We start from the raw sequence: 23,572 nt of genomic DNA, 5'->3' as shown, positions 1-23,572 counted from the left end.
TAGATACTTCAAAATAAAAAATGAATATTTTAAATAGAAAGAACATGAAAACGAAATCAGAATTTTTAAGCGAAGCAATGGTGAAGTTGCTAAATTATAGAGTAGAACAAGAAGAATATTCTTCAAGAATATATTTAGCCATGTCTACTTGGTTAGATGATAAAGGGTTTGTAGGAGCAGCGAAATTATTTAAACAATATAGTGATGAAGAGTTGGTGCATGCAGCTAAAGCAAAAAAAATGCTTTTAGCAAATGGTATCCAACCAATCACTCCAGCTTTAAAACAACCAAAACAAGATTTTATTAGCCTTCCAGATGTTATTCTGGCAGCATTAGAACATGAAAAAGAAATTACCACACAATGCTATGCACTTACCAAAGCAGCACATACCGAAGAAAACTTTATGGTTGTAGAATTGGGTTTATGGTTTTGCAAAGAGCAAGCAGAAGAGTTAAGCAAAGTGCAATATTTAATAGGACGACTAGAAGCTTTTGGAGAAGAGTCTATCATGCTAAGAGAGTTGGATGAAGAGATGGGAGAATTAGCCGATTAACTAATTTAAATAACAATTAGTAATATTAAAATTAGATATTATGTATAATAGCAATAAAGATAGAAAAGCATATTTCATAGGTGGCGGAATAGGATCCTTAGCAGGAGCAGTATTCCTGATACGTGATGGTGGAGTAGCAGGAAATAATATTACAATCTTCGAAAGTCTGCCAGTATTAGGTGGGAGTTTAGATGCAGGAGGAAATCCAGAGGAAGGCTACACATTACGTGGTTCCCGTATGTTTACATTAAATATTTACGAATGTACTTGGGAATTGTTTAAATCCATTCCATCCCTTACAGATCCAAATACTTCTGTAACCGAAGAGACCATAGCATTCAATGAAAAAGTAATATCAAATGCAAAAGCACGCCTTATAGATAAAAACCGAGCAATTGTAGATGCATCTAAGCTTGGTTTTTCAATGGCAAATCGTGCCGAGCTTCTTAAACTAAGTGAAGCAAGCGAAGAAAAACTAGGTAATAGTTCTATCTACGATTGGTTTTCTCCTTCCTTTTTCGAAACAAATTTCTGGTTTATGTGGCGTACAAGTTTTGCGTTTTCCCCTTGGCATAGTGCCGTAGAATTTAAACGTTACCTACATCGTTTTATGCAGGAGTTTCCAAATGTAGAAACAATGACCGGTGTTAAACGTACGGTTTACAATCAGTACGATTCTATGATTCTTCCATTACAAGTTTGGTTGCAATCCCATGGTGTTCATTTTATGAAAGGTAGCACGGTGACCGATTTAGATACCGAATATGCTCTAGATGCAAGAACAGAAACTGAAAAAGTAGTAGTAAAACATATTACCTATAAAAGTGCAGGTAATATCGAAACCATAGCGATTAAAGATAGCGATTTAGTATTCTATCAAAATGGTTCTATGACTGATGCTTCTAGTTATGGTTCTATGACAAGTGCTCCAGAATTCTTTACTAAAGAAGATAGTCAAGGTTGGGAATTATGGGAGAAACTAGCCAATAAATATCCTGGATTTGGTAGACCAGAAGTGTTTAATACCAATATAGCAGAATCGTTTTGGGAATCGTTTACAGTAACCTTGAAGGACACTGCATTCTTTGATCAAATGGAGAAATTATCGGGAAACAAAGCAGGAACAGGAAGCCAAGTAACACTTAAAGATTCCAATTGGTTTATGAGTTTTTCATTAAATGAACAACCGCATTATAAAGATCAACCAGATAATGTACAAGTGTTTTTTACCTACGGATTGCATCCAGATCGTGTTGGGAACTTTGTTGGTAAACCAATGACTGCATGTTCGGGAGAGGAAATTCTTAGAGAATTATGCGGACATCTAAAATTCGATTATGATGTAGTGTTTGCAAATGCAATTTGTATTCCTTGTAGAATGCCATACATCACCAGTATGTTTATGCCACGATTAAAAACAGATAGACCACTTCCTGTGCCTAAAAACTCTAAAAACTTGGCTTTTATCAGTCAGTTTGTAGAGATTCCAGATGATGTGGTATTTACTGTAGAGTATTCCGTTAGAGCAGCACAAATGGCAGTGTATGAATTACTAGACATCGATCTGGAAATCCCACCGATTACAAAATTCGATAAAACGTTAAAAGTGGAACTAGAAACCGTAGCGAAAGCATTCCACTAAATCAAATCAGTATTAACATTTAAAATTAATAAAAATGGCAAATATTATCGTTGTTCCTTTTAAGGAAGAGAAAAAAGCAATAGAAGCTTTACACAAAATGAAAGAATTAGATGTATATGGAGATATTACACTCTATGAACATATGATGATTCGTAAAAAAGATAACAATCAATACGAAGTACTAAACGATCAAACCGATGGCGAAGGATGGAGAACCTTTACAGGTATGGCTCTTGGAGGTATTATTGGAGCTTTTGTAGGTCCTTTAGGATTAATTATCGGACTATATACAGGTGTAGTCGCAGGAGCCGTTTGGGATATTAGTCGCTATGATTTTGAAGATGCATTTATTAAAAAGGTGAGTAATAAAATGACTCCAGGAACCATAGCAATTGTGGCAGAAGTAGCAGAAGATAGTTCCATTTTTATTGATGAAGCGCTTAAAGGATTAAGTTCCGAAATTATTAGAAGTGAAGCAGGAATAGAATTCGATGATTATGTAGATGAACAAGTAGAAGACATTGAAGATAGCATTGAAGACCAACGTCAAAAACTAAGAAAAGCGACAGCAGAAGAAAAAATTAAAATTAAAGCAAAGATTGCCGATCTAAAAGCAAAAAGAAAAGCGGAAATGGCAGCATTAGAAGTGAAGAGAAAAGCGGCTTTAAAAGAAATTAAAAACCAAACAAAATCTAGAATTAACAAATTAGAATCTCGTTTGGATAATGTAGAACATGCTATTACAGATGCTTTTGCTACAGCAAGAAAAAATAGACTGAATAAGAGAATCAAAAAGGAAGAAGAAAAGTTATATCAACTGCATAGTGCTTTAGGAGAAGATATTGAGGATTAACAAAGAAGAATATAGCGTTAGTAATATTTCAAAAATAAAATAGAAGTGGGAAAGCTCATATTGGTAAGACACGGAAAAAGCCTTTGGAATATAGAAAACATATTTACGGGATGGACAGATATCGATCTTGCTCCTCAAGGAATCGAAGAAGCTAAGGTAGCTGGTCAAATTATAAGGGATAATAAATTAGTTATAGATATCTGTTTTTCATCGTATCTAAAAAGAGCGATACGAACTGCATGGATTATTTTAGATACTGCCAATTTAATGCACATAGACTTCTTAAAAAGTTGGAAACTTAATGAACGAAATTATGGCGCTTGGCAAGGTCGAAAAAAAGAAGCGGTAAGAAAAGAAGTGGGAGATGATCTTTTTTTAAAGGTTAGAAGAGGTTTTAGCACGGCGCCTCCAAGTTTATCTATGGAGGACGAAAGGAATCCGAAATTTGATCCGAAGTATGCGAAGCTTCCTACCGAAGAATTACCATTAGGTGAATCCTTAGAGGAAACCAGACATAGAGCTGTTCAATACTTCTTTGAAGCGATAGTCCCAGAATTAGTAGAAGGTAAGACCGTTTTAGTTTCGGCACACGGAAATTCTATTCGAGCATTAATGGGACATATTGAAAAAATTTCTCCTATTGAAATTTCTAATGTGGAGGTGAAAACCGGAGTGTTAAATATTTATGAGTTTGATACCGAAATGAGATTAAAAGATAAATATGTTTTAGAGCATGAAAGTTAATTCGCAATTTAAATAATGAGATATGAAAGCTAAAATATTTGCATCGGTTGTACTAGTACTTCTCTTAGGAATTGGATGCTTAGGTTGCAGTTCTGCGACAAATAAAAATTTAAAATTAACTAATGAAAACAGTAAGGAAGCTAATCTGCAGGTAAATCAAGTAAGAAAAGATTCCTTAAAAGTACATTGGGAGACATTTAAAAAAGATGCAGAAATAGCTGTTAAAGCAAGAGAGCGTCAAATTGAAGATTTAAAGCGAGAATTTTCCGATATAAATAAAGAAGAACAAAAATGCAGGACAGCACTGGATACCTTAGAACAAAAAAAGAACGGTCTCCAAGAGAGATTGGCTCAGATTAATAAAAAGATTACCACAGATATGGAACATCTTAATGAAAATGATGAAGCCATAAAAACAACCTTTGAAAAATCGTTTGTCCGTGATATGAATGAACTTATAATGGGCCTTAGAGAATTTTGTAAAAAAGAAGAGTATTAATTAATAACAAATAAAACAATCAATTATGAAAAAAAATATTTTATCCTTAACTGTAATTGTATTTATGGCAGGAGTCGTTTTAACTAGTTGTGGACAGGCATCTAAACAAGATGCTAAATCGGTTAAAGAGGACGTAAAAGAACTTAATAATGATCTAAAACAAGGAGCAAAAGACACTAGTGAAGAAATTAAAACTAGTGTGACTTCCGATTGGCAGAAATTTAAAACATCATCAGAAACTGCCATTGATAATACAGAGCATAAGATTAAAGCGCTTCGAGAAAAAATAGCAGTAGCAAATAAAAAGGAAAAAGAAAAATTGACAAAAGAACTAGATACCCTAGAACAAAAAAATAAAGAACTTAAAGAGAAATTAGCAAAAAGAGCTAAAGCGTTTGAAGACGGTGTCGTTTCTTTTAATGCGACTACTGTAGCAAATGAACTGAAATTCGAGCGTGAGTTTAATCATGATATGACAGAACTAGGGACTGCTTTAAAAGATCTTTTTAAAAATAATGTCGATTAATAATTTTAAATAAAAACGTTATGGCAACTACCATTTTAAGTTCCGCACAATCCGCAGTAAAAAATTGGTGGATATCCCTTTTACTCGGTATTTTATACATAATTGCAGGAGTTTGGGTCTTTCAAACACCACTAGCAAGTTATGTGTCTTTAAGTATTGTTTTTAGTGTATTTATCATTGTTTCTGGTATTTCTCAAATCGCATTTTCTGTTTCTAGCAGCAACGAGATGGAAGGTTGGGGTTGGCATCTGGCAGGTGGAATTCTAGATCTTATAATAGGAATATTACTAATCTCACATCCGTTAATGACGATGGCCATTCTACCTTTTTATATAGGTTTTTGGTTGTTGTTTCAAGGGTTTATGGCTATTGGTTTGTCCTTTCAATTTAAATCTGCTGATGTACCTAATTGGGGATGGTTTTTATTTCTAGGAATTCTAACCTTACTTTTTGCCTTTCTATTATTAGCGAATCCAATTTTTGCAGGATTAAGCATCGTGTATATGACAGCAATGGCATGTATTACCGCTGGTGTTTTTAGAATATTTCTAGCATTTGATTTAAAAAAAATCAAGAATAAATTCAGTTAAAACAACAAATTTAAAGTGCTGTTATAACCGTTAAAAGTATACGTTTTTTAATTCGTTTTTAGTAACCAAAACCGTTTACTAATCAGATTTAACGGATAGAAAATACATGAACGGTTATCACATTACTTATTAATTTTTATCTATAATATTATGAGTAAAATAAAAAACAAAAACCCAGAAGAAGCTAAAGTATATCTTATAGGAAGTGGAATAGCTTCTCTTGCAAGTGCCGTTTTTTTAGTTAAAGATGCGGGTGTGCAAGGAAAAAATATACATATTTTAGAAAAAGATACTATTCTTGGAGGAGCATTGGATGGCGCAGGAGATAAAGAAGAAGGTTTTGTAGTACGAGGCGGTAGAATGCATGAAGCGCATTATGCTTGCTATTGGGATTTATTATCTAATATTCCTTCCTATGATGATCCAAATGTTTCTGTACGTGATGAGTCGTTTGAATTTAATAAACGATTTGTATCCAACGGACAAGCGAGACTTTTAAAAGAAGGGAAAATTATGGATGTGTCTTCTTATGGACTATCCAAAAAACAACAAGCAGAATTTTTAAAACTGATATTCGCTTCCGAGAAATCATTAAGTAATAAAAGAATTGAAGATTGGTTTGATCAAGCCTTTTTCGAAACTAATTTTTGGTACATCTGGTCTACCATGTTTGCTTTTCAAAAATGGAGCAGCGTTGTAGAAATGAGACGCTATATGAAACGCTTTATTCATTTAATTGATGGTTTAAAAAGATTAGGAGGAGTAATGCGCACCAAGTACAATCAGTACCATTCTGTAGTTATTCCATTAAGAAATTATTTAAAGGATTACGGTGTACATTTTGACTTAGGTCACGAAGTCGTGGATATCGATTTTAATTTGTCTTCAGATAAAAAAACAGCGACAGTTATCCATTTAAAAGATAAAAATGAAATCGTACTTGGGGAAAACGATTACGTCTTTATTACTAATGGTTCTATTACAGAAAGCACCGATAATGGTGCCTGGGAAAGACCTGCGAAACTAAAAGGAATTGCGGAATCAGGATCTTGGCAACTATGGAAAACACTAGCGAAAAAAGATAAAGCTTTTGGTAATCCAAATCCTTTTTGTGATAACATCGATTTACAAAAATGGTATTCATTTACCGCTACTTTAAAGGACAGTACTTTTCATGATTATATGGAAAACTTTTCTGGTAATGTAGATGGTACAGGAGGTTTAGTGACCATGACAGATTCTAATTGGTTGATGTCTATAGTTATTGCACGTCAACCACATTTTCCAAACCAACCAGAGGATGTTAAAGTATTTTGGGGTTATGGATTGTATCCAGATAGAAAAGGAAACTATGTGAATAAAACAATGGCAGAATGTACTGGTAAAGAAATACTGGAAGAATTATGGTATCATTTAAAAGTACAAGATTTAATGAATCCAATTGTACATGCAGGAAAAGTAAATTGTATTCCAACAGCAATGCCTTATATTGATAGTTTATTTATGCCAAGAAAAAAAGGAGATAGACCAAAAGTATTACCAAAAGGAGCGACTAATTTTGCGTTTTTAGGACAGTTTGCTGAGGTTCCAAAAGATGTTGTATTTACCGTAGAATATTCGGTAAGAACAGCGCAAACCGCAGTTTTTGGTTTGTTTGAAACCGATAAGAAAGTATTACCTGTTTACGATTCTATACATAGTCCGAAAGCCCTATTAACCGCTGTAAAATCGATTAGTGGCTAATGGAATTATAAAATGAAACGTAATAATTTCATTAACCATTTATAATAAATATTGATATTAAAATGAAATTATACAGCAGTGTTGTAACTGTAATCGGACATAAGCCTTTTTGGTTTGGTTTGTTATTTAGTATCGTTTGGGGGAATTCCCTAATTGGTACAACAGACGTTAAGAATTGGTTTATAGAAAATACGTTAACGGTTATTGCACTGCTTTTTTTAATGCTTACCTACGCAAAGTATCGCTTTAGTAATTATAGTTATTTCCTAATTTGTATCTTTCTTTGTCTTCACGTGTATGGTTCTAAATACACCTATGCGCAAAATTTATTTGGCTATTGGCTACAAGAGGTTTTTCATTCTTCAAGAAATCATTATGATAGGTTAGTCCATTTTAGTTTTGGATTTCTATTATATTATCCATTGCAAGAATGCCTTTCCAATTGGATTAAAATTTCAAAAAAAGTAGCTTTAAGATTTCCTATTTTAATTATTCTATCTGCAAGCGCTTTATATGAAATTATAGAATGGCTAGTAGCAGATGTTTTTTTTGTAGAACAAGGAATTTCCTATTTGGGTACGCAAGGAGATATCTGGGATGCACAAAAGGATATGGCAATAGCATTTTTAGGTGTTGTATTTGCTTCTGTGGGATATTCTATCTATTCCGTATTAAAAAAATCTTAAAAATAGTGTCTACTGACTTAGGTCATAATAATTGTTTGAAACATCCAATACCTTTACTTCATAATTAATTAAAAATCATAAAGATGAAAACACCAAACATAGGAATTTCAGCAGAAAACAGACAAGCTATAGCAGACCAATTATCAAAAATATTGGCAGACGAATTTGTATTGTATTCTAAGACTTTAAACTTTCATTGGAATGTTGAAGGTCCAGATTTTCATTCGGTACATGTTTATTTAGAAACCTTATATGAAGAGCAACAAGAGGTTGTAGATACCGTAGCAGAAAAAATACGTATGATAGGGCATTATGTGCCTGCAACTTTAGCAAAGTATTCGGAATTGACACATCTTACCGAAAAAACAAAAGGTAAAAATGATAGTCAAAGTATCTTTGCAGAATTGCTAGAAGACCATGAAAGCATTATCATTTTTATTAGAGAAGAAATAAAACCTATTGCCGACAAATGGCAAGCAGATGGCATTAGCGACTACGTTACAGGGCTTATGGAACAGCATGAAAAAACAGCTTGGATGTTACGATCCCATTTAAAATAAGCATTCCAAATTTATAAATCCTTCAAAATTAAAAACCCAAACAGTAGCTATATTGTTTGGGTTTTTTGTGCTGTAAGATGTTTATGTTCTAAAAAGGATTGCTTTGTTAAAGTTTTCAGAAAAAAGAACCCTACTGATGTAGGTCAGCGTCAGTGTTTTAAGTGGTGCATATCTTTGGTGTATAATAATTGTTTAATTTAAATCATAGAAATAATGAGATCAGATTTAAGTATTAAAGAAGACATCTTAGAAGAATTAGAATGGCAACCAAGTATTGATGAAACGCAAATTGGTGTTGTTGTAAAAGATGGAATTGTAACGCTAACAGGAACTGTAGATAGTTATGTTAAAAAGCGTGAAGCAGAAAAAGCAGCTAAAAGTGTAGTAGGGGTGAAGGCTGTAGCCGAAGAGATTGAAGTGCAGTATGGTACTTCTGCACACAAATCGGATACAGAAATAGCTAAGGCTGCAGTGAATGCTTTAAAATGGAATATTTCGGTGCCTTCCAATAAAATCGACGTTAAAGTGGAAGATGGTTGGGTATATCTAGAAGGGGAAGTGATGTGGGATTTTGAAAAAACTGCGGCTAAAAAAGCGGTGGAAAACTTACAAAGTGTAAAATATGTGGTAAATAATATTGCATTAAAAAACCCGGTAAGAGCAGAAGACATTAAAAATAAAATTAAAAAAGCATTTGAACGTTCTGCAGATATTGACTCTAAAGGGATTACTGTAAAAGCCGAAGGTCATAACATTAAATTGATAGGTAAAGTGCATTCCTTAAAAGAAAAAGAGGATGCTAGACGAACCGCTTTTTATGCGCCAGGAGTATGGAGTGTGGAAAACGAGTTGGTAGTGGAGTATTAATTTTATAAATTTATAAGAAACCATAATAGTGTTGTCTTATAGGAAATCACCCTAACACATCATATGATGTTAGGGTGATTTTTTATACTGACTTAGGTCAGCATATAATATTATTTACCGCAGTAACTTTATACTAAATTAGATATCAAAATATTTAAAGTATATGGATTATGAAAACAGATTTAGAAATTAAAAATGACGTTTTAGCCGAATTAAAATGGCAGCCCAATATTGAGGAAACCGAGATTGGTGTAACCGTAAACAATGGTATTGTAACACTTACTGGAATTGTAAGTAACTTACCAAAAAAAACAGCAATTGAAAATGCTGTTAAGCGTATATCTGGCATAAAAGCTGTCGCAGAAGAAATTAAAGTAAAATACACAGATAGCGATAAAAAATCGGATATAGAAATAGCAAAAGCAGCAATAAATGCTTTAGAGTGGAATGCTTCGGTACCTTCCGAAGATATTATTGTTACAGTAGAAGATGGAATAATTTATTTAACTGGAGAACTAGAATGGGAGTACCAAAAGAGTTTTGCGAAAAGAACTATCGAGCATTTATATGGTGTTAAAGAAGTAATCAATAATATTGATGTAAAGCCGAAAGCAACGCCACAAAATGTAGTAAATCAAATTAAAAAAGCATTTGAACGTTCGGCAAATATAGATGCCAAAAACATTAATGTGGCTATTCATAATCAAGAGTTAACATTAAGCGGAACTGTGCGTTCTATGAAAGAAAAAGAGGATGCAGAAATCGCGGCGTATCATGCTCCAGGAATTACGAATGTGATCAATCAATTGGAAGTAGAATATTCCCCAATATATGTATAAAAACAAATTAAAAAATAGTACCATGAATTATAAAAATGTAACCATAGCAGGAAGCGGTGTTTTAGGATATCAAATAGCATTTCTAACAGCGTTTCACGGATTTAAAGTAACGGTTTACGATATTAATGATGCAGTTTTAGATAAAGCAAAAGCGAAATTTGAAACCATGAGTGAAGCTTTTAAACGTGATTTAAATGCAACACAAGAACAATTAGATAAAACAGATCAAAATTTAAATTATACTTCCGATTTAGCAGAAGCGGTAAAAGATGCCGATTTACTCATTGAAGCAGTACCAGAAAATCCGAAAATTAAAATAGAATTTTATCATAAATTAGCGAAAGTCGCTCCAGAGAAAACCGTGTTTGTAACCAATTCTTCTACGCTTTTACCAAGTCAGTTTGCAGATGCCACAGGAAGACCAGCAAAGTTTTTAGCACTACATTTTGCGAATAACATTTGGATGCATAACACAGCAGAAGTTATGGGGCATGCTACTACAGATCCACAGAATTTTAAAGATGTTGTAGCTTTTGCAAAGGCTATTGGTATGTTGGCTTTACCACTTCATAAAGAGCAGCCAGGATATATTCTTAACTCTTTGCTAGTGCCATTATTAAGTGCAGCGACTAACTTATTGGTAAACGACGTTGCAGATGTGCAAACTATAGATAAAACGTGGATAAAAGCAACAGGAGCACCTGTAGGACCTTTTGGAATTCTCGATATCGTTGGGATTACCACTGCATATAATATTAATCAAATAGCAGCAGAGAAAACCAATAATCCAATAACCATTAAAACGGTAAAATATCTAAAAGAGAATTTTATAGATAAAAACAAATTAGGAATCTCTACAGGAGAAGGTTTTTATAAATATCCAAATCCTGCGTTTAAGAATCCCGATTTTTTAAAATAAATAGCAAGTCATTTTAATTATTAATAGACAAAGGAATAGAAGTTTTAGGCACGTGTATTTATGAAAAAGCATAAAAAATTAAGCGAGTTGGCAGCAACTGCTATTTGTGGGAATGATATTAGTTCTTCCGTATTATACGTGTCTGCTTTGGCTATTGCTTTTGCTGGACAGTATGCCTGGATTACGTTGCTTATCGTGTCTTTGGTGCTTTTTTTGTTTCGAAAAATTTACGGAGAAGTTGTTGGTGCATTACCATTAAATGGTGGAGCTTATAATGCACTATTAAATACAACAAGTAAATTTATGGCCTCTTTTGCAGCCACACTAACCTTGTTGTCTTATATGGCTACTGCAGTTATTTCAGCAAATGAAGCCATTCATTATTTACATCATTTGGTGCCTTCCATTTCTGTAATAATTGCGACCATCATACTGCTTAGTTTTTTTGGAGCGCTCACTATTGTAGGTGTTTCGGAATCTTCCAAAGTCGCTATAGGTATTTTTCTTTTTCACTTGCTGTCTTTTGCTATATTAAGTGGTTTTATTATTTTCTTCTTGATTAATAATGGTATTGGTTTATTTCTTGAAAATTGGCATTTCCCAACCACTTCAGGGAGTATAACCAAAGCCATTTTTCTTGGTTTTGCAGCTTCTATGTTAGGGGTTTCAGGATTTGAAAGTTCTGCAAATTTTGTCGAAGATCAACAGAAAGGCGTATTTCCAAAAACACTAAAGAATATGTGGATTGTAGTAAGTGTACTAAATCCGTTAACAGCATTGTTTGCACTGTCTTTATTTGCAATTCCTTTATTACAAAGTGATGCATATCAAAATACACTTTTAATCGAAATGGCATCACATGTTGGTGGTAATTGGTTAGCGATTTTAATAAGTATAGATGCCTTTTTAGTACTTAGTGGCGCAGTATTAACAAGTTTTGTTGGTGTTTCTGGATTGTTAGAAAGAATGGCTTTAGATAGAGTTTTGCCTCAGTTTTTTCTTAAGAAAAATAGTAGGGGAAGCTCGTATCGCATTATCCTAGTTTTCTTAATTTTAACCATTTCTGTTTTACTTATTACCAAAGGAAATGTAAAACTGTTGGCTGGTGTTTATACCATTTCCTTCTTATCTGTAATGACATTATTCGGAATAGGGAATGTACTTCTTAAAGTAAAAAGAAACAGTTTGCCTCGTCCGGAAAAAGCAAGTTGGATTGCAATACTTATTGCAATTACGGCTGTGATTATAGCGTTAATAGGTAATGTAGTTATGCCTCCAATAGAAGGTGGTGCTAGTAATGTAGCTGTCTTTTTAGATTATTTTATTCCTGCTATTGTTTTTACAACGATAATGCTGAATAGAACTTTATTGCTAAAAGTGCTATTAAAAGTAATCCATACCATTTTTGATCCTGTTCGTAGTTTTGTGATGAAAACAGATAGTAAAATACTGGCAGTAATTGATACGATTAACTCTCAGGAATTTGTCTATTTTACAAAGGATGACGATGTAGAAACACTAAATAAAGTGTTGTTATATATTCAAAGAAATGAACATACCAAAAAATTAAAAGTCGTTACGGCTACAAAAAATGGTAATCCGATTACAGAACAATTTAGAAATGATATAGATGTCGTGGATAGGGAATACCCTTTAATTAAAATCGAGTTTATAGAACTAGATGCTAATTTTGGACCAGAACTAATCACTAAATTATCCAAAGAATGGAACATTCCAATCAACTTTATGTTTATCGGTTCACCAGGAGACCATTTTCCGTATAAAATTGAAGAATTAGGTGGTGTACGATTAATCATTTGATGGAAGGTTTTTCCATTAGAAAGTCCAAATTTTAAAACGAATGTATTAAATTTATAAAAAAACCACTTTCCCATAATTTTTTAATGCAAACAAATAATTTTAACATAAAAGGGCTGACCAATGAAGAAGTATTAGCTGCACGAACTACATACGGTTATAACAAGCTAGAAGCTAAAAAAGAGTATCCTTTTTTGGATGCTATTAAAAGTTTAGTAAAAGAGCCCATGGTTATTTTGCTGTTGGTAGCTTCTTCTATTTACTTTATTAGTGGAAATATAGGAGACGGTATATTTCTTACGGCAGCTACAGTTCTTGTCGCCGCTATTTCCTTATACCAAGATTCTAGAAGTCGGAATGCTTTAGAGAAACTTAAAACCTTTTCAGAACCTAAATGTAAAGTCATTCGTAATGGCGAGACCGAGGAAATAAAAAGTGAATTATTAGTTGTAGGTGACAGCCTTATTGTGGAAGAAGGAGGTACTGTCGCTGCAGATGGAATTATTGTCCATTCCAATGATTTTTCAGTAAATGAATCTATCCTAACCGGAGAATCCCTAACCGTTTATAAAGACAAAACAAAAGAAGATCATCAAGTATATCAAGGAACATTGGTTTCCGGCGGATTGGCTATTGTTACGGTTACTGCTATAGGTAGTGAAACGCAATTAGGAAAAATAGGAAAAAGCTTAGAAGGAATACAAAAAGAAAAAACGCCATTAGAATTACAGATTAACAATTTTGTAAAAAAAATGGCTATTATTGGTGCTGTTGTTTTTATAATTGTTTGGGGAATTAACTTCTACCATTCTCATAATATTTTAGATAGTTTACTGAAAGCTTTAACCTTAGCGATGAGTATTTTGCCTGAGGAGATTCCTGTCGCTTTCGCCACCTTTATGGCAATGGGAGCATGGCGATTAATGAAATTGGGAGTTATTGTGAAACAAATAAAAACGGTGGAGACTTTAGGAAGTGCCACTGTTATTTGTACAGATAAAACGGGAACTATAACCGAAAATAAAATGAGTCTTGCGAGACTTTACACTTTGTCTTCTAATAAAATATTCAAAATAGAGGATGGTTTTGGTGTTGCTGAAAAAGAACTAATTCGAATATCCATGTGGGCAAGTGAACCCATTCCTTTTGATGCTATGGAAATAGCCTTGCATGCTGCATATAAAAATACAAGCGAGATAGACGAACGTTCTCAATTTCAACTGGTACACGAATATCCTTTAGGTGGAAAACCACCAATGATGACACATGTCTTTGAAAACAAGCAAGGAAAAAGGATTATTGCAGCAAAAGGAGCACCAGAAGCTTTAATGGCGATTTCCAATCTTTCCACTTTAGAAAAGGAACAAATAAATAATGCGATTAAAACCATAACATCAGAAGGGTATCGTGTGTTGGGTGTGGCGGAAACGCATTTTGAAGGGAATGATTATCCAGAGAAACAGCAAGATTTTCCATTTCATTTTAAAGGAATAGTTGCTTTTTACGATCCGCCAAAGAAAAATATAGCATCGGTATTTGAAGATTTTAATTTAGCAGGAATAAAGGTTAAAATTATTACTGGTGATAATGCATTAACGACTAAAGCTATTGCCAAAGAAATTGGATTCAAAGGCTATGAAAAAAGTATTTCTGGCGATGAATTAATGCAGCTGAATGCTACCGAATTACAGCAAAAAGTAGCAGACACTACCATATTTACAAGAATGTTTCCGCAGGCAAAATTAAAAATTATCAACGCTTTAAAAGCGAATAATGAAATTGTTGCCATGACTGGAGATGGTGTTAATGACGGACCTGCGCTAAAAGCGGCACATATTGGTATTGCGATGGGTAAAAAAGGAACTGAAATTGCGAAACAAGCAGCTTCCTTGATTCTATTGGAAGATGATCTATCCAAAATGGTAGATGCTATTGCTATGGGCAGACGGATTTATGCAAATCTAAAAAAAGCCATTCAGTATATTATCTCTATTCATATCCCAATTATTTTAACCGTTTTTATTCCTTTAGCCTTGGGTTGGGAATTTCCAAATATATTTTATCCGGTACATATTATTTTTTTAGAATTAATTATGGGGCCAACATGTTCTATTATTTATGAAAATGAACCGATAGAAAAAAATAGCATGCTTCAAAAACCGCGTCCGTTTACGGTTACTTTTTTTAACGGAAAAGAATTAGCCACGAGTATCGTGCAAGGTTTAATAATTACCTTGGGTGTGCTTATTGTATATCAATATGGCATTCAAAATGGTTATAGCGAAGCGCTAACACGAAGTATGGTTTTTACCACATTAATTGCCGCGAATATATTTCTAACCTTGGTTAATCGTTCTTTTTATTATTCCGTTTTAACGACCTTAAAGTATAAAAATAAGCTAGTTCCATTAATAATCGGTATCACCATTGCTATTACAGCATCGTTACTTTTTATAAAACCATTCGCAAACTTTTTTACTTTTGAAACGTTAAACCTTTTTCAATTATTAATTAGCGTGGGAACAGGTTTTTTAGCTGTGATATGGTGCGAAGCTGTCAAGTGGTATAAACGTAAAAAAGCACAATAGTAAATGCGATTCTTATGGTATTTATTTGTTCATTAAAAACGATATTTTTTAGGTTTAAATAATTTAAATATATTTTATATAAAAACAAATTAGAGGTAGTCGATTACACTAAAAAAAAAATAGATTTTATGAAAATTGTGTCTTGGAATGTAAATGGAATACGAGCTATAGTGAAAAAGGATTTTTTTTGAATCTATAGGGATTTTAAACCCAGATATTTTGTGTTTGCAGGAAACAAAAGCGCAGGATAATGAAGTGGAAAAAGCACTGTTGTCGATGCATGGTTATGAACAGTATTATAATTCTGCAGATAAAAAAGGGTATTCTGGAACGGCCATTTTAAGTAAAACGAAACCACTATCTGTTAGTAATGATATGAACATTTCAGAGCATGATGCAGAAGGTAGAATACAATGTGCAGAATACGAAGGTTTTTATTTAGTAAACGTTTATGTGCCTAATTCTGGTCAAAAATTAGATCGTTTAGATTATAGGCAACAATGGGATACCGATTTTTTGAAATATTTAAAAAATTTGGAAAAGACAAAACCGGTTATTATTTGTGGCGATTTTAATGTTGCACACAAAGCTATCGATTTAAAAAACGATGCATCTAATTACAATAAAACTGCAGGTTATACACAAATTGAAATAGACGGAATGGATCATTTTATCCAATCTGGATTTGTAGATAGCTATAGATATTTACATCCCAATACGATTGCATATACTTTTTGGAGCTATCGCTTTAAGTCTAGAGAGCGTAACACCGGATGGCGAATTGATTACTTTTTGGTAAGTAATTTACTAGTTGAAAAAATAGAAGCTACAAATATATTATCCGAATACTATGGTTCTGATCATTGTCCAATTAGCATGGAAATCAATTTGTAAAGTGCTTTACTTATTTAATGCTCATTAAGGAATTCTTTTAAAACATCTACTTGAAAGCTTCCTACAAGAGGTAAACTTTTATCGGCATTCAATATTACCAATCCATATCCTAAATGCGAGAGTTTACAATCCTGAATAATTTCTTCGTTTATTCCACTATATACGGGCATAAAATGTTTGTTTGTCTCCATACCAGATGTTTTTGCAATGCTAATGGCGGTTGCAACAGCATCTGTAATTTGGTCAGGAGATAATCCTTTTTGTAAAAGATCACTGGCCAAATGTGTCATATGTAAACTGTAGTATAAATCCATAAAATTATGAATAGTATCTGCCGTATTATATGTTTTAGTATATAGTAATAATTCCATAGTTGTTGTGCTTTAGTATTTTATGTTTAAAATAACTACTGAAGAAATTGCGTTTAAACTACAATACTAATTTCTTCAGTAGTTGTGATAATTATAGCCCTTTTGCGTAATCAAAAAGAATGCTTTTAAACGTTTTGAAATCTTTTGTAAACGTGTTCATTCTTGCTAAAAGTTGCGCGTGTTTTTCTCTGTAATTATTATCGGATAATCCTTTTTCGGCCAATTCAATTTTCGATAATAATTGTTCGTGTTCCACAACGCTTTCTTTTAAATCATTAAACAAATCAGCATGTACCTTGTCTAAGTTTTTTAGCATGTTTTCATATGCTGCATTGTTTTTTTCTGAAGCTTCTTTTTTCTTTAGTAAATCATTAAAAAATCTAATTTCATCTTTCCAGAAGTCGATAGTTTCTAGCCATTCTCTACTTTCAAAGTGTAAAACATCTAGTCCTGCACCAAGTAAATATTGTGTTTTTGGATTTAAAGTTGCTGTATTCATAATGGTATGTATTAAGTTGTATTATTTTTATTAATCGTTTGGATATCTATTGAAAAAACTTAGCTGTAAAGCTTTCTTCGCATCTTTTAAAAGTTGGGTTACTTCTTCCACTGTATTTTTTCGTATTTCGGCAATTTCTTCCAGCTCTAGTTTTTGGTTTGTAGATAGTTCAAAAACATTACGCATAGCATATGGTAAGTTGTGCAATACCATTTTGATGTGGTTTTTAATTTCCTCATCACTTAAATCTGCATCTATTTTTTCTATCCAACCTTTTTCTTTATTCTCAATAAATACATCCTTTAAAGTATAATCATTGTGATTGTAAGACCTGTCATCAAATTCTTCAATCAATTTTAAGTGTCCGTCGCCTTCTGCATCCGAGCTATACTTCTCTTGCATAGCACTCCATTCTGGTTTAGAATAGTCATCAATATTTTTAAAGAAAAAATCATCAAACGCTTCTTCTTCAATAATATCCTCCAACAAAGCATTGGTTTTTTTAAATAGCCATTTATAAAAGTGTTCTTCTTTTTCCACCTCTTCAATATGGTCGTAGATTTCAATAAATAGTTGATCTATTATATCGTCAGCTTTATACTTGTTTTTGGAGAAATCCCCTTTTCTAATAGCAGCATTTAATTGTGTATTCACATACTGTCTTATTTGCGGCATTATTTCTAGCACTAATGCATTAAAAGAGGTTTGATTCCCTTCTTTTTTTAGTGTAATTAGATTGGTAAAGGATTTTGTTACGAAAAGTCGGAACTCCTTTTTATTTTCGAAATATGAAACATTTGTTTCCATGGTATAGGTCTTAATAAGTTATATGTAAAGGTGGTAACTAAACATTTTATGTGAAATGACTTAGATCAGTTAATTAAATATAAGGCATACGGATTTGTGTTATTAACGCGCTGAAAATTAGTCGTTTCATAATGCTTTTAACTCTTTTTTAGTGCCTCTAACAATTAATAAATAGCGTCCAAGTTGTAATGCTTTTAAATTTAAAGCAGCGCTTTCGGGGTATATTCCTAAACCTCTTAAAATTCCAAAAGGACCGGTTAGCATGGCACCAATTTCTTTGCGTTCTATTTCTTGTAAAAACGTGGACACAAGAAATCCTGTAATGAAAATGGTACCAATTTCAGGATTGGAAAGAATGCCAAAGTCTATTGGATATGGAAATAATGCTTTGCACTTTGTTTCCATTTCCTCTTCTAAAGCAGCTACATTTTTTGTAGCATCCAAAGGGTCTTCATCAAACTTACCAATAATAGAGATTTGTGGGTTTTTATTCTCTGGTAAGTTCATCGCTTTTATTAGTGCTTCTATTTGCTGAAATTTTGGATATGATTTTATAAAAATGCGCTTTTCGGTTGTTTCTTTTATTTTAGATTCCATGGTATTTACTTATTGTAGGTCTAAAGTAGGATGCTTTGCATAAAAAAGGAATGACTTACATCATTTGGCTATTTTTTTTATGCAGTTATTAATATCTAACAGAGTGACCTAGGTCATTCTAATTCCTAGTTTGTTGTCCTACTTTTGAGGTATAGAAATTAATTTATTAATCTTTAAATGATAGAATTATGTCAAGTACTAAAGAAAACACACTATTAGCTTTATTAGCGGGAGCTGCAATAGGAGCTGGAATCGGCGTTTTATATGCACCGGATAAAGGGATTAAAACCAGAAAAAAAATCAAACAAAAAGCAGACGAAACAAAACATGATATTTCGGAACGTGTATCGCATGCTAAAGCAGATCTTACAAGATCAGTACATGAGAAAAAACAAGAAATGAAAGAAAAGTTAGATGAAACTATTTCGCATATGAATGGTAAGGCCGAAGACATTATTTCTAGCTTAGAACGCAAGTTAGAAGAGCTTAAAAAAATGGAGCCTCAAAAATAATTAGTATGGCTTTTGAAAAATTAAAAGAAAACGTATTAGAGACCGATGTTCATGTTCATGCCTATTTAAAAAGCAGTGAAGAATACATTAAGCTTAAAAGTTTTAAAGTGCTTATGCTAGGTGTTACGTATATCACAAAAATTATCGTGATTGGTTCTTTGGCATGTATTACTTTATTAATATTATCTTTTGCAGTAGCTTTTAGACTAGCGCAAATTTTAGATGATACGTTTTATGGTTTTTTAATTGTTGGCTTGTTTTATGTGTTCGTTGTAATGGTTGTTTATTTTTTAAGAGATAGGTTTAACGGACCATTATTAAGAAAGTTTTCTAAATGTTATTTTATAAAAGATGATACCAAATAGTTACAATTCGTTTGACGAAATAGATAATCAGTTAAAAATTTTAAGTCTGCAAAAACAGATTTATAAACAACATATAAAACTGAATTTAAAAAGCTCTAAAGATAGCCTTAGCGCAACTTCTATTAAAAATGAGGTTAAAGGAGCTTTGCAAGAACAACTGCTAACATTTATAATGAATAGTTTGATTAAAAAGTTTAGATAATAAAAAAGAGTTTTACTTTGTGATTATAGTAAAACTCTTTTTTTATTTAATATTTATTATCCAAATTCTGAAATTTGTTTTAGACTTTCTTTGTCTAATATAACAAGCCTTCTGTTTGTTTCTACGTCAATTAAACCTTCATGTTTAAATTCGGTTAACATACGTATAGCCGTTTCTGTTGCCGTACCAATTAATCCTGCAAAATCTTCTCTAGGAATACTTATACCCGTATGTTTATTATCTTTAATTAGTCCTTTTTCATCTAATTCTAACAATGCTTTGGCTGTTCTTTTTCGTACTGTAGCGTAGGCCATATCTACTAAATGTTCCTGCATGTCTATTAAATTATTAGAGATAATATCTATAAATTTATTGGAAACCTCTTTGTTACCATACAAGAGTTTGGTGAAATCTGCTTTTGGGATTCCGCAAATCTCAGCATCTTCTAATACACTTGCCGTTTCTACGTATAAACCTTTATCGCCAAGAAGTGATAACTGACCAATAAAATCTCCAGGTCCATATAAGCCTGTAACAAATTCTTTTCCAGATTCGGTAGTTCTATATGTTTTTACATTTCCGCTTTGTATAAAATATAATTGATGCGCAGCGGTCCCTTCATTAAAAATACAATCTTTCGTTTTATACTTTTCTAGATTGCGATCTTTAGAAAGTTCTTCTAACTTTAGATAGTCTGAAGCTTCGTTGATAAATTCACTAATACCTTCTATGTTTTTAGAGAATTCTTTTTTCAAAAAGGCATTCTTTTTTATACGGCACACTATGGCGTCTAATAATTCATCCTCTTCAAATGGTTTGGTTAAATAATCATCTACGCCAATATTCATTCCTTTTCTTATATCTGTTTTTTCCGATTTAGCACTTAGAAAAATAAAAGGAATACGCGCTGTATTATGGTTTTTACTTAAGCTTTCAAAAACACCAAAGCCATCTAATTCTGGCATCATGATATCGCAAATAATGATATCTGGATTGTTTTTTATCGCTTTTTCAACACCAATTTTACCGTTTTCTGCAGTAATTACGGTGTAATTGTTTAATTCAAGAATATCTGCTGTATTTTCTCTTACGTCTTGATTGTCTTCAATTAATAGTATTTTATTCATCTTGTTTTTCGTTTAAAGGAAAGGTTATAGAAAAGGTAGAGCCTTTATTTATTTCACTTTTAAAATTAATGGTACCATTCATTAATTCGGTGTATTGCTTCACGATATTTAGTCCTAAACCAGTGCCTTGTATATTGGAAGCATTATTTGCACGGTAAAAACGTTGAAACATATGGTCTTGATCTTCGGAAGGAATACCAATGCCTTGATCTTTTATTTCTATGTATACCAACTGATTTTTAGTTGCTATTTTAATGGTGATTTCCTGTTGTTCTTCCGAATATTTTATAGCATTCGATACTAAGTTATAAAGGATGTGTTTTAATAATTTGATATCTAAAAACACATTAATAGTGGAATGTTCACATTGGAAATTGATGATCTGGCCCTCTTTTTTGATGTCCTCCATTTCTTCAATTAACGATTTAGAAAAATCAATAAGATTAAAAGACTCTGGATGCGCAGTTACTTTTCCTTCTTGTAATTTACTTAAAGAAAGGAAGTCGTTAAGTATCACGACCAGGTTTTTAACATTCGATCTAATTTTAGTTACATAACCTATTCTTTTATCTTCTTTTCCAGGCTCATTTTGTTTCTCAATAAGTATTGCTGAAGACAAAATAGCACTTAAAGGAGTTCTAAATTCGTGCGAAGCCATAGAAATGAATCTCGATTTTAATTCGCTTAATTCCCGTTCTTTGGTTAGCGTATTTAAGATGTCTAATTCGACTTGTTTTTGCTGTGTTATATTATTATTGACCAATAAAATCTGCTCAATTTGGTTATCGTTATTTAATAACGGCGTAGTATTAACGAGGTAAGATCTATTCTGAATATCTATTTCAAAGGAACAATGTTCTCCCTTAAATGTTTTTTTAATTTCTTTTATTAATATGTTTTTAACGTCTTCTGTAATGCCATTTCCATCATATACTGTGGCGTTTGTTAGTACTAGGTTGCTATAGCCTAATGCTTCCACTTCTTCACCATCTATAAAAACAATATTTAGGTTGGCGTCAACAACTACGACAAAACCTTTAGGGAAATTTCTAGTAATATTGGCAAGTACTTGTTTGCTATTTAATGCTATGTTTTCCGCTTCTTCTGTTACCAATATTTGGTCTTCAAGACTTAAGTTAGAGGCTACTAATTTTTGAACAACAGTAGTAAGTTCTTTGGTCCGTTCGGCTACTTTTTCTTCTAATTCCAGGGTGTAATCTCGAAGTTTTTCTTCACTTTCTTTTAATTTTTCTTCTGCTAACTTCTGTTTTGTAATGCTATGTGTTACCCCTATTATGCGTTCTGGTTGCCCAAGGTTGTTTTTAAAAACTTTTCCTTTTTCAAGCAGCCAATGCATAGATAAATCAGGATGTGTAATTCTATATTGTACGGTATAGCTATTGGTTTTTTTTATGGCGTTTGCTATGGTTAACCTTACGTTATCTCTGTCTTCAGGATGAATATTCTTTAAAAAATCGGTATAGGTAGTGGTATACTCTTCTGCTGCTATTCCAAATAAAGAGTTTTGATATTTGTCTCTTACTATTTTATCAGATAGCAAATCCCAATGCCAAGATCCAAATTCGCCAGCTTCTAAAGTTAATCGCAGTCTTTGTTCCTTTTCAAGGATTACTTTTTCTGCATTTTCACTTTCGGTAATATCCCGTATGATGCATAAAAAATTATTAGTATCTGTTTTTACTATTCGGGATTCAAAATGTGTCAACTTGCCCATGATGGTTAGTGAATACTCTACAATTTGATTTTCTTTCGTTTTTTCACAATCGGCAAATCCCTTTCTTATTTTCTCACAAACCTTTTTTGGAAGTATCTTATCAATATTATTACCAATATTGTCTTCATAAGGAGCAACAAGTTGGTAGTCTTCCGGGGTGTGCACCTCTAGATGATTTCCGTGTTTGTCATAAAGTATCATGACGTCCGGTAAAGCCTCTAGTAAAGCTTGTGTTTTTTCTTGACTGTTTTTTAGTTTTAATTCAATGTCTTTATGCCTTGTAATATCTTGAATGCTTCCATATAGTTCTTTTGGGAAGCCTTCGCTATCATATATTGTTTTCCCTTTTGCTAGAATATGTCTTATAGTGCCATCTGGTCTCACAATTCTTTGTTTGTGCTTATAGGGTGTTTTATTTTTTACAGCATCGTTTATTGCCCGTATGGTATTTTTTTTATCCTCTGGGTGAATAAAATCTCTTACAGATTTAGAATTCAGCTTTTTATCTCCAGGAGGAAGACCAAGGATTCTGTAAAATTCGTCAGACCAACTTCTCTCGTCCGTTTCTATATTCCAATGCCAATTTCCTACATGCGCAAGACGTTGGGCTTCTGCCATTCTGCTTTCACTACGTAGTAGCGCTTGTTTTGCATTCATGCGCTCTGTAATATCTATTATAAAAGCAATGACAAGCTGTTTATTGTCAATTTCTGTTGGACTTAAACTTATTTCTAACGGAAATTGAGAACCATCTTTTTTCAATCCCCATAAATCCAAATCCTGTCCCATACGTCTTGATTTGGGCTTTTTAGAATATTTGGACCGATAGGATTCGTGATTTTTTTGGTATTGGTTCGGAATAAGATTTTCTACTGTTTTATTAATTAATTCTTGTTGGTTGTAGCCAAACATTTGCGCACTAGCGGGATTGGCTTTAATAATGACACCAGAATCATCTATAACCAAAATACCTTCTACGGAAGAATGGAAAATACTTTTAAAAAGGTCATTATCTTTTAATGCATCTATCATTTT

General features: G+C 32.8%; 25 protein-coding genes. 19 read left to right on the top strand and 6 right to left on the bottom strand.

Annotation, left to right across the window (positions count from 1 at the left end):
* Positions 1-44 precede the first annotated feature (44 nt).
* The 16 genes from AMD28_RS07090 to AMD28_RS07015 all read left to right on the top strand — a co-directional run bounded on the left by AMD28_RS07090 (position 45) and on the right by AMD28_RS07015 (position 16,322).
* On the top strand, positions 45-554 hold the full coding sequence (locus tag AMD28_RS07090; protein ID WP_055443458.1) for a ferritin: 510 nt from the start codon (positions 45-47) through the stop codon (positions 552-554).
* 40 nt (positions 555-594) lie between these two features.
* On the top strand, positions 595-2,196 hold the full coding sequence (locus AMD28_RS07085) for an oleate hydratase (protein WP_055443457.1): 1,602 nt from the start codon (positions 595-597) through the stop codon (positions 2,194-2,196).
* 34 nt (positions 2,197-2,230) lie between these two features.
* A complete protein-coding gene (locus AMD28_RS07080) occupies positions 2,231-3,049 on the top strand; it encodes a DUF1269 domain-containing protein (RefSeq protein ID WP_055443456.1) in 819 nt (272 codons plus the stop codon).
* A gap of 45 nt (positions 3,050-3,094) precedes the next feature.
* Positions 3,095-3,793 carry a 2,3-bisphosphoglycerate-dependent phosphoglycerate mutase gene (locus AMD28_RS07075; protein ID WP_055443455.1) on the top strand — a complete coding sequence of 233 codons (699 nt, stop codon included), beginning with the start codon at positions 3,095-3,097 and terminating at the stop codon, positions 3,791-3,793.
* 22 nt (positions 3,794-3,815) lie between these two features.
* Positions 3,816-4,292: a coiled-coil domain-containing protein gene (locus AMD28_RS07070; RefSeq protein ID WP_055443454.1), complete on the top strand. Its 477-nt coding sequence runs from the start codon at positions 3,816-3,818 to the stop codon at positions 4,290-4,292.
* A gap of 25 nt (positions 4,293-4,317) precedes the next feature.
* On the top strand, positions 4,318-4,818 hold the full coding sequence (locus AMD28_RS07065; RefSeq protein ID WP_055443453.1) for a hypothetical protein: 501 nt from the start codon (positions 4,318-4,320) through the stop codon (positions 4,816-4,818).
* A gap of 20 nt (positions 4,819-4,838) precedes the next feature.
* A complete protein-coding gene (locus AMD28_RS07060; protein ID WP_055443452.1) occupies positions 4,839-5,408 on the top strand; it encodes an HdeD family acid-resistance protein in 570 nt (189 codons plus the stop codon).
* Between the two features lie 150 nt (positions 5,409-5,558).
* Entirely contained in the window at positions 5,559-7,151 is a 1,593-nt protein-coding gene (locus tag AMD28_RS07055) for an oleate hydratase (protein WP_055443451.1), read from the top strand.
* A 62-nt stretch (positions 7,152-7,213) separates the two neighbouring features.
* Positions 7,214-7,837 (top strand): DUF2238 domain-containing protein, encoded by a 624-nt coding sequence (locus AMD28_RS07050; protein WP_055443450.1) that lies wholly within the window; start codon positions 7,214-7,216, stop codon positions 7,835-7,837.
* A gap of 83 nt (positions 7,838-7,920) precedes the next feature.
* Positions 7,921-8,397: a Dps family protein gene (locus tag AMD28_RS07045; protein ID WP_055443449.1), complete on the top strand. Its 477-nt coding sequence runs from the start codon at positions 7,921-7,923 to the stop codon at positions 8,395-8,397.
* Positions 8,398-8,610: 213 nt separating this feature from the next.
* Positions 8,611-9,264 (top strand): BON domain-containing protein, encoded by a 654-nt coding sequence (locus AMD28_RS07040; protein WP_055443448.1) that lies wholly within the window; start codon positions 8,611-8,613, stop codon positions 9,262-9,264.
* 170 nt (positions 9,265-9,434) lie between these two features.
* Positions 9,435-10,103, top strand: a complete 669-nt coding sequence (locus AMD28_RS07035; RefSeq protein WP_055443447.1) for a BON domain-containing protein — start codon at positions 9,435-9,437, stop codon at positions 10,101-10,103.
* Between the two features lie 22 nt (positions 10,104-10,125).
* On the top strand, positions 10,126-11,022 hold the full coding sequence (locus AMD28_RS07030) for a 3-hydroxyacyl-CoA dehydrogenase (protein ID WP_055443579.1): 897 nt from the start codon (positions 10,126-10,128) through the stop codon (positions 11,020-11,022).
* Positions 11,023-11,082: 60 nt separating this feature from the next.
* On the top strand, positions 11,083-12,843 hold the full coding sequence (locus AMD28_RS07025) for an APC family permease (protein ID WP_055443446.1): 1,761 nt from the start codon (positions 11,083-11,085) through the stop codon (positions 12,841-12,843).
* Between the two features lie 83 nt (positions 12,844-12,926).
* Positions 12,927-15,428, top strand: a complete 2,502-nt coding sequence (locus AMD28_RS07020; RefSeq protein WP_055443445.1) for a cation-translocating P-type ATPase — start codon at positions 12,927-12,929, stop codon at positions 15,426-15,428.
* A 225-nt stretch (positions 15,429-15,653) separates the two neighbouring features.
* Positions 15,654-16,322, top strand: a complete 669-nt coding sequence (locus AMD28_RS07015; protein ID WP_241492452.1) for an exodeoxyribonuclease III — start codon at positions 15,654-15,656, stop codon at positions 16,320-16,322.
* Between the two features lie 14 nt (positions 16,323-16,336).
* Here the strand turns inward: AMD28_RS07015 and AMD28_RS07010 are convergent, their stop codons facing one another.
* The 4 genes from AMD28_RS07010 to AMD28_RS06995 form a co-directional block, all read right to left on the bottom strand.
* Positions 16,337-16,693: a hypothetical protein gene (locus tag AMD28_RS07010; RefSeq protein ID WP_055443444.1), complete on the bottom strand. Its 357-nt coding sequence runs from the start codon at positions 16,691-16,693 to the stop codon at positions 16,337-16,339.
* A gap of 91 nt (positions 16,694-16,784) precedes the next feature.
* On the bottom strand, positions 16,785-17,192 hold the full coding sequence (locus tag AMD28_RS07005; protein WP_055443443.1) for a hypothetical protein: 408 nt from the start codon (positions 17,190-17,192) through the stop codon (positions 16,785-16,787).
* Between the two features lie 30 nt (positions 17,193-17,222).
* Positions 17,223-17,999: an RNA polymerase sigma factor gene (locus tag AMD28_RS07000; RefSeq protein ID WP_055443442.1), complete on the bottom strand. Its 777-nt coding sequence runs from the start codon at positions 17,997-17,999 to the stop codon at positions 17,223-17,225.
* Positions 18,000-18,125: 126 nt separating this feature from the next.
* Entirely contained in the window at positions 18,126-18,596 is a 471-nt protein-coding gene (locus AMD28_RS06995; RefSeq protein WP_055443441.1) for a hypothetical protein, read from the bottom strand.
* 188 nt (positions 18,597-18,784) lie between these two features.
* Here AMD28_RS06995 and AMD28_RS06990 point away from each other — a divergent pair, with 188 nt between their 5' ends.
* The 3 genes from AMD28_RS06990 to AMD28_RS18615 are packed head-to-tail and all read left to right on the top strand — an operon-like array spanning position 18,785 to position 19,675.
* Complete coding sequence (locus AMD28_RS06990) at positions 18,785-19,108, top strand: YtxH domain-containing protein (RefSeq protein ID WP_055443440.1); 324 nt, start codon at positions 18,785-18,787, stop codon at positions 19,106-19,108.
* Positions 19,109-19,113: 5 nt separating this feature from the next.
* Positions 19,114-19,473 carry a hypothetical protein gene (locus tag AMD28_RS06985; RefSeq protein ID WP_055443439.1) on the top strand — a complete coding sequence of 120 codons (360 nt, stop codon included), beginning with the start codon at positions 19,114-19,116 and terminating at the stop codon, positions 19,471-19,473.
* Positions 19,460-19,675: a DUF6327 family protein gene (locus AMD28_RS18615; protein WP_055443438.1), complete on the top strand. Its 216-nt coding sequence runs from the start codon at positions 19,460-19,462 to the stop codon at positions 19,673-19,675. Before AMD28_RS06985 ends, AMD28_RS18615 begins: the two co-directional genes overlap by 14 nt.
* A 56-nt stretch (positions 19,676-19,731) precedes the next feature.
* Here the strand turns inward: AMD28_RS18615 and AMD28_RS06975 are convergent, their stop codons facing one another.
* Both AMD28_RS06975 and AMD28_RS06970 read right to left on the bottom strand, forming a co-directional pair.
* A complete protein-coding gene (locus AMD28_RS06975; protein WP_055443437.1) occupies positions 19,732-20,802 on the bottom strand; it encodes a response regulator in 1,071 nt (356 codons plus the stop codon).
* Positions 20,795-23,569 carry a PAS domain S-box protein gene (locus tag AMD28_RS06970; RefSeq protein ID WP_055443436.1) on the bottom strand — a complete coding sequence of 925 codons (2,775 nt, stop codon included), beginning with the start codon at positions 23,567-23,569 and terminating at the stop codon, positions 20,795-20,797. The genes AMD28_RS06975 and AMD28_RS06970 overlap by 8 nt, the downstream gene beginning before the upstream one ends.
* Between the last annotated feature and the right edge of the window lie 3 nt (positions 23,570-23,572).

The organism is Lacinutrix himadriensis, assembly GCF_001418105.1.
Lineage (GTDB): Bacteria > Bacteroidota > Bacteroidia > Flavobacteriales > Flavobacteriaceae > Oceanihabitans > Oceanihabitans himadriense.
This window is presented reverse-complemented; position numbering and strand designations above follow the sequence as displayed.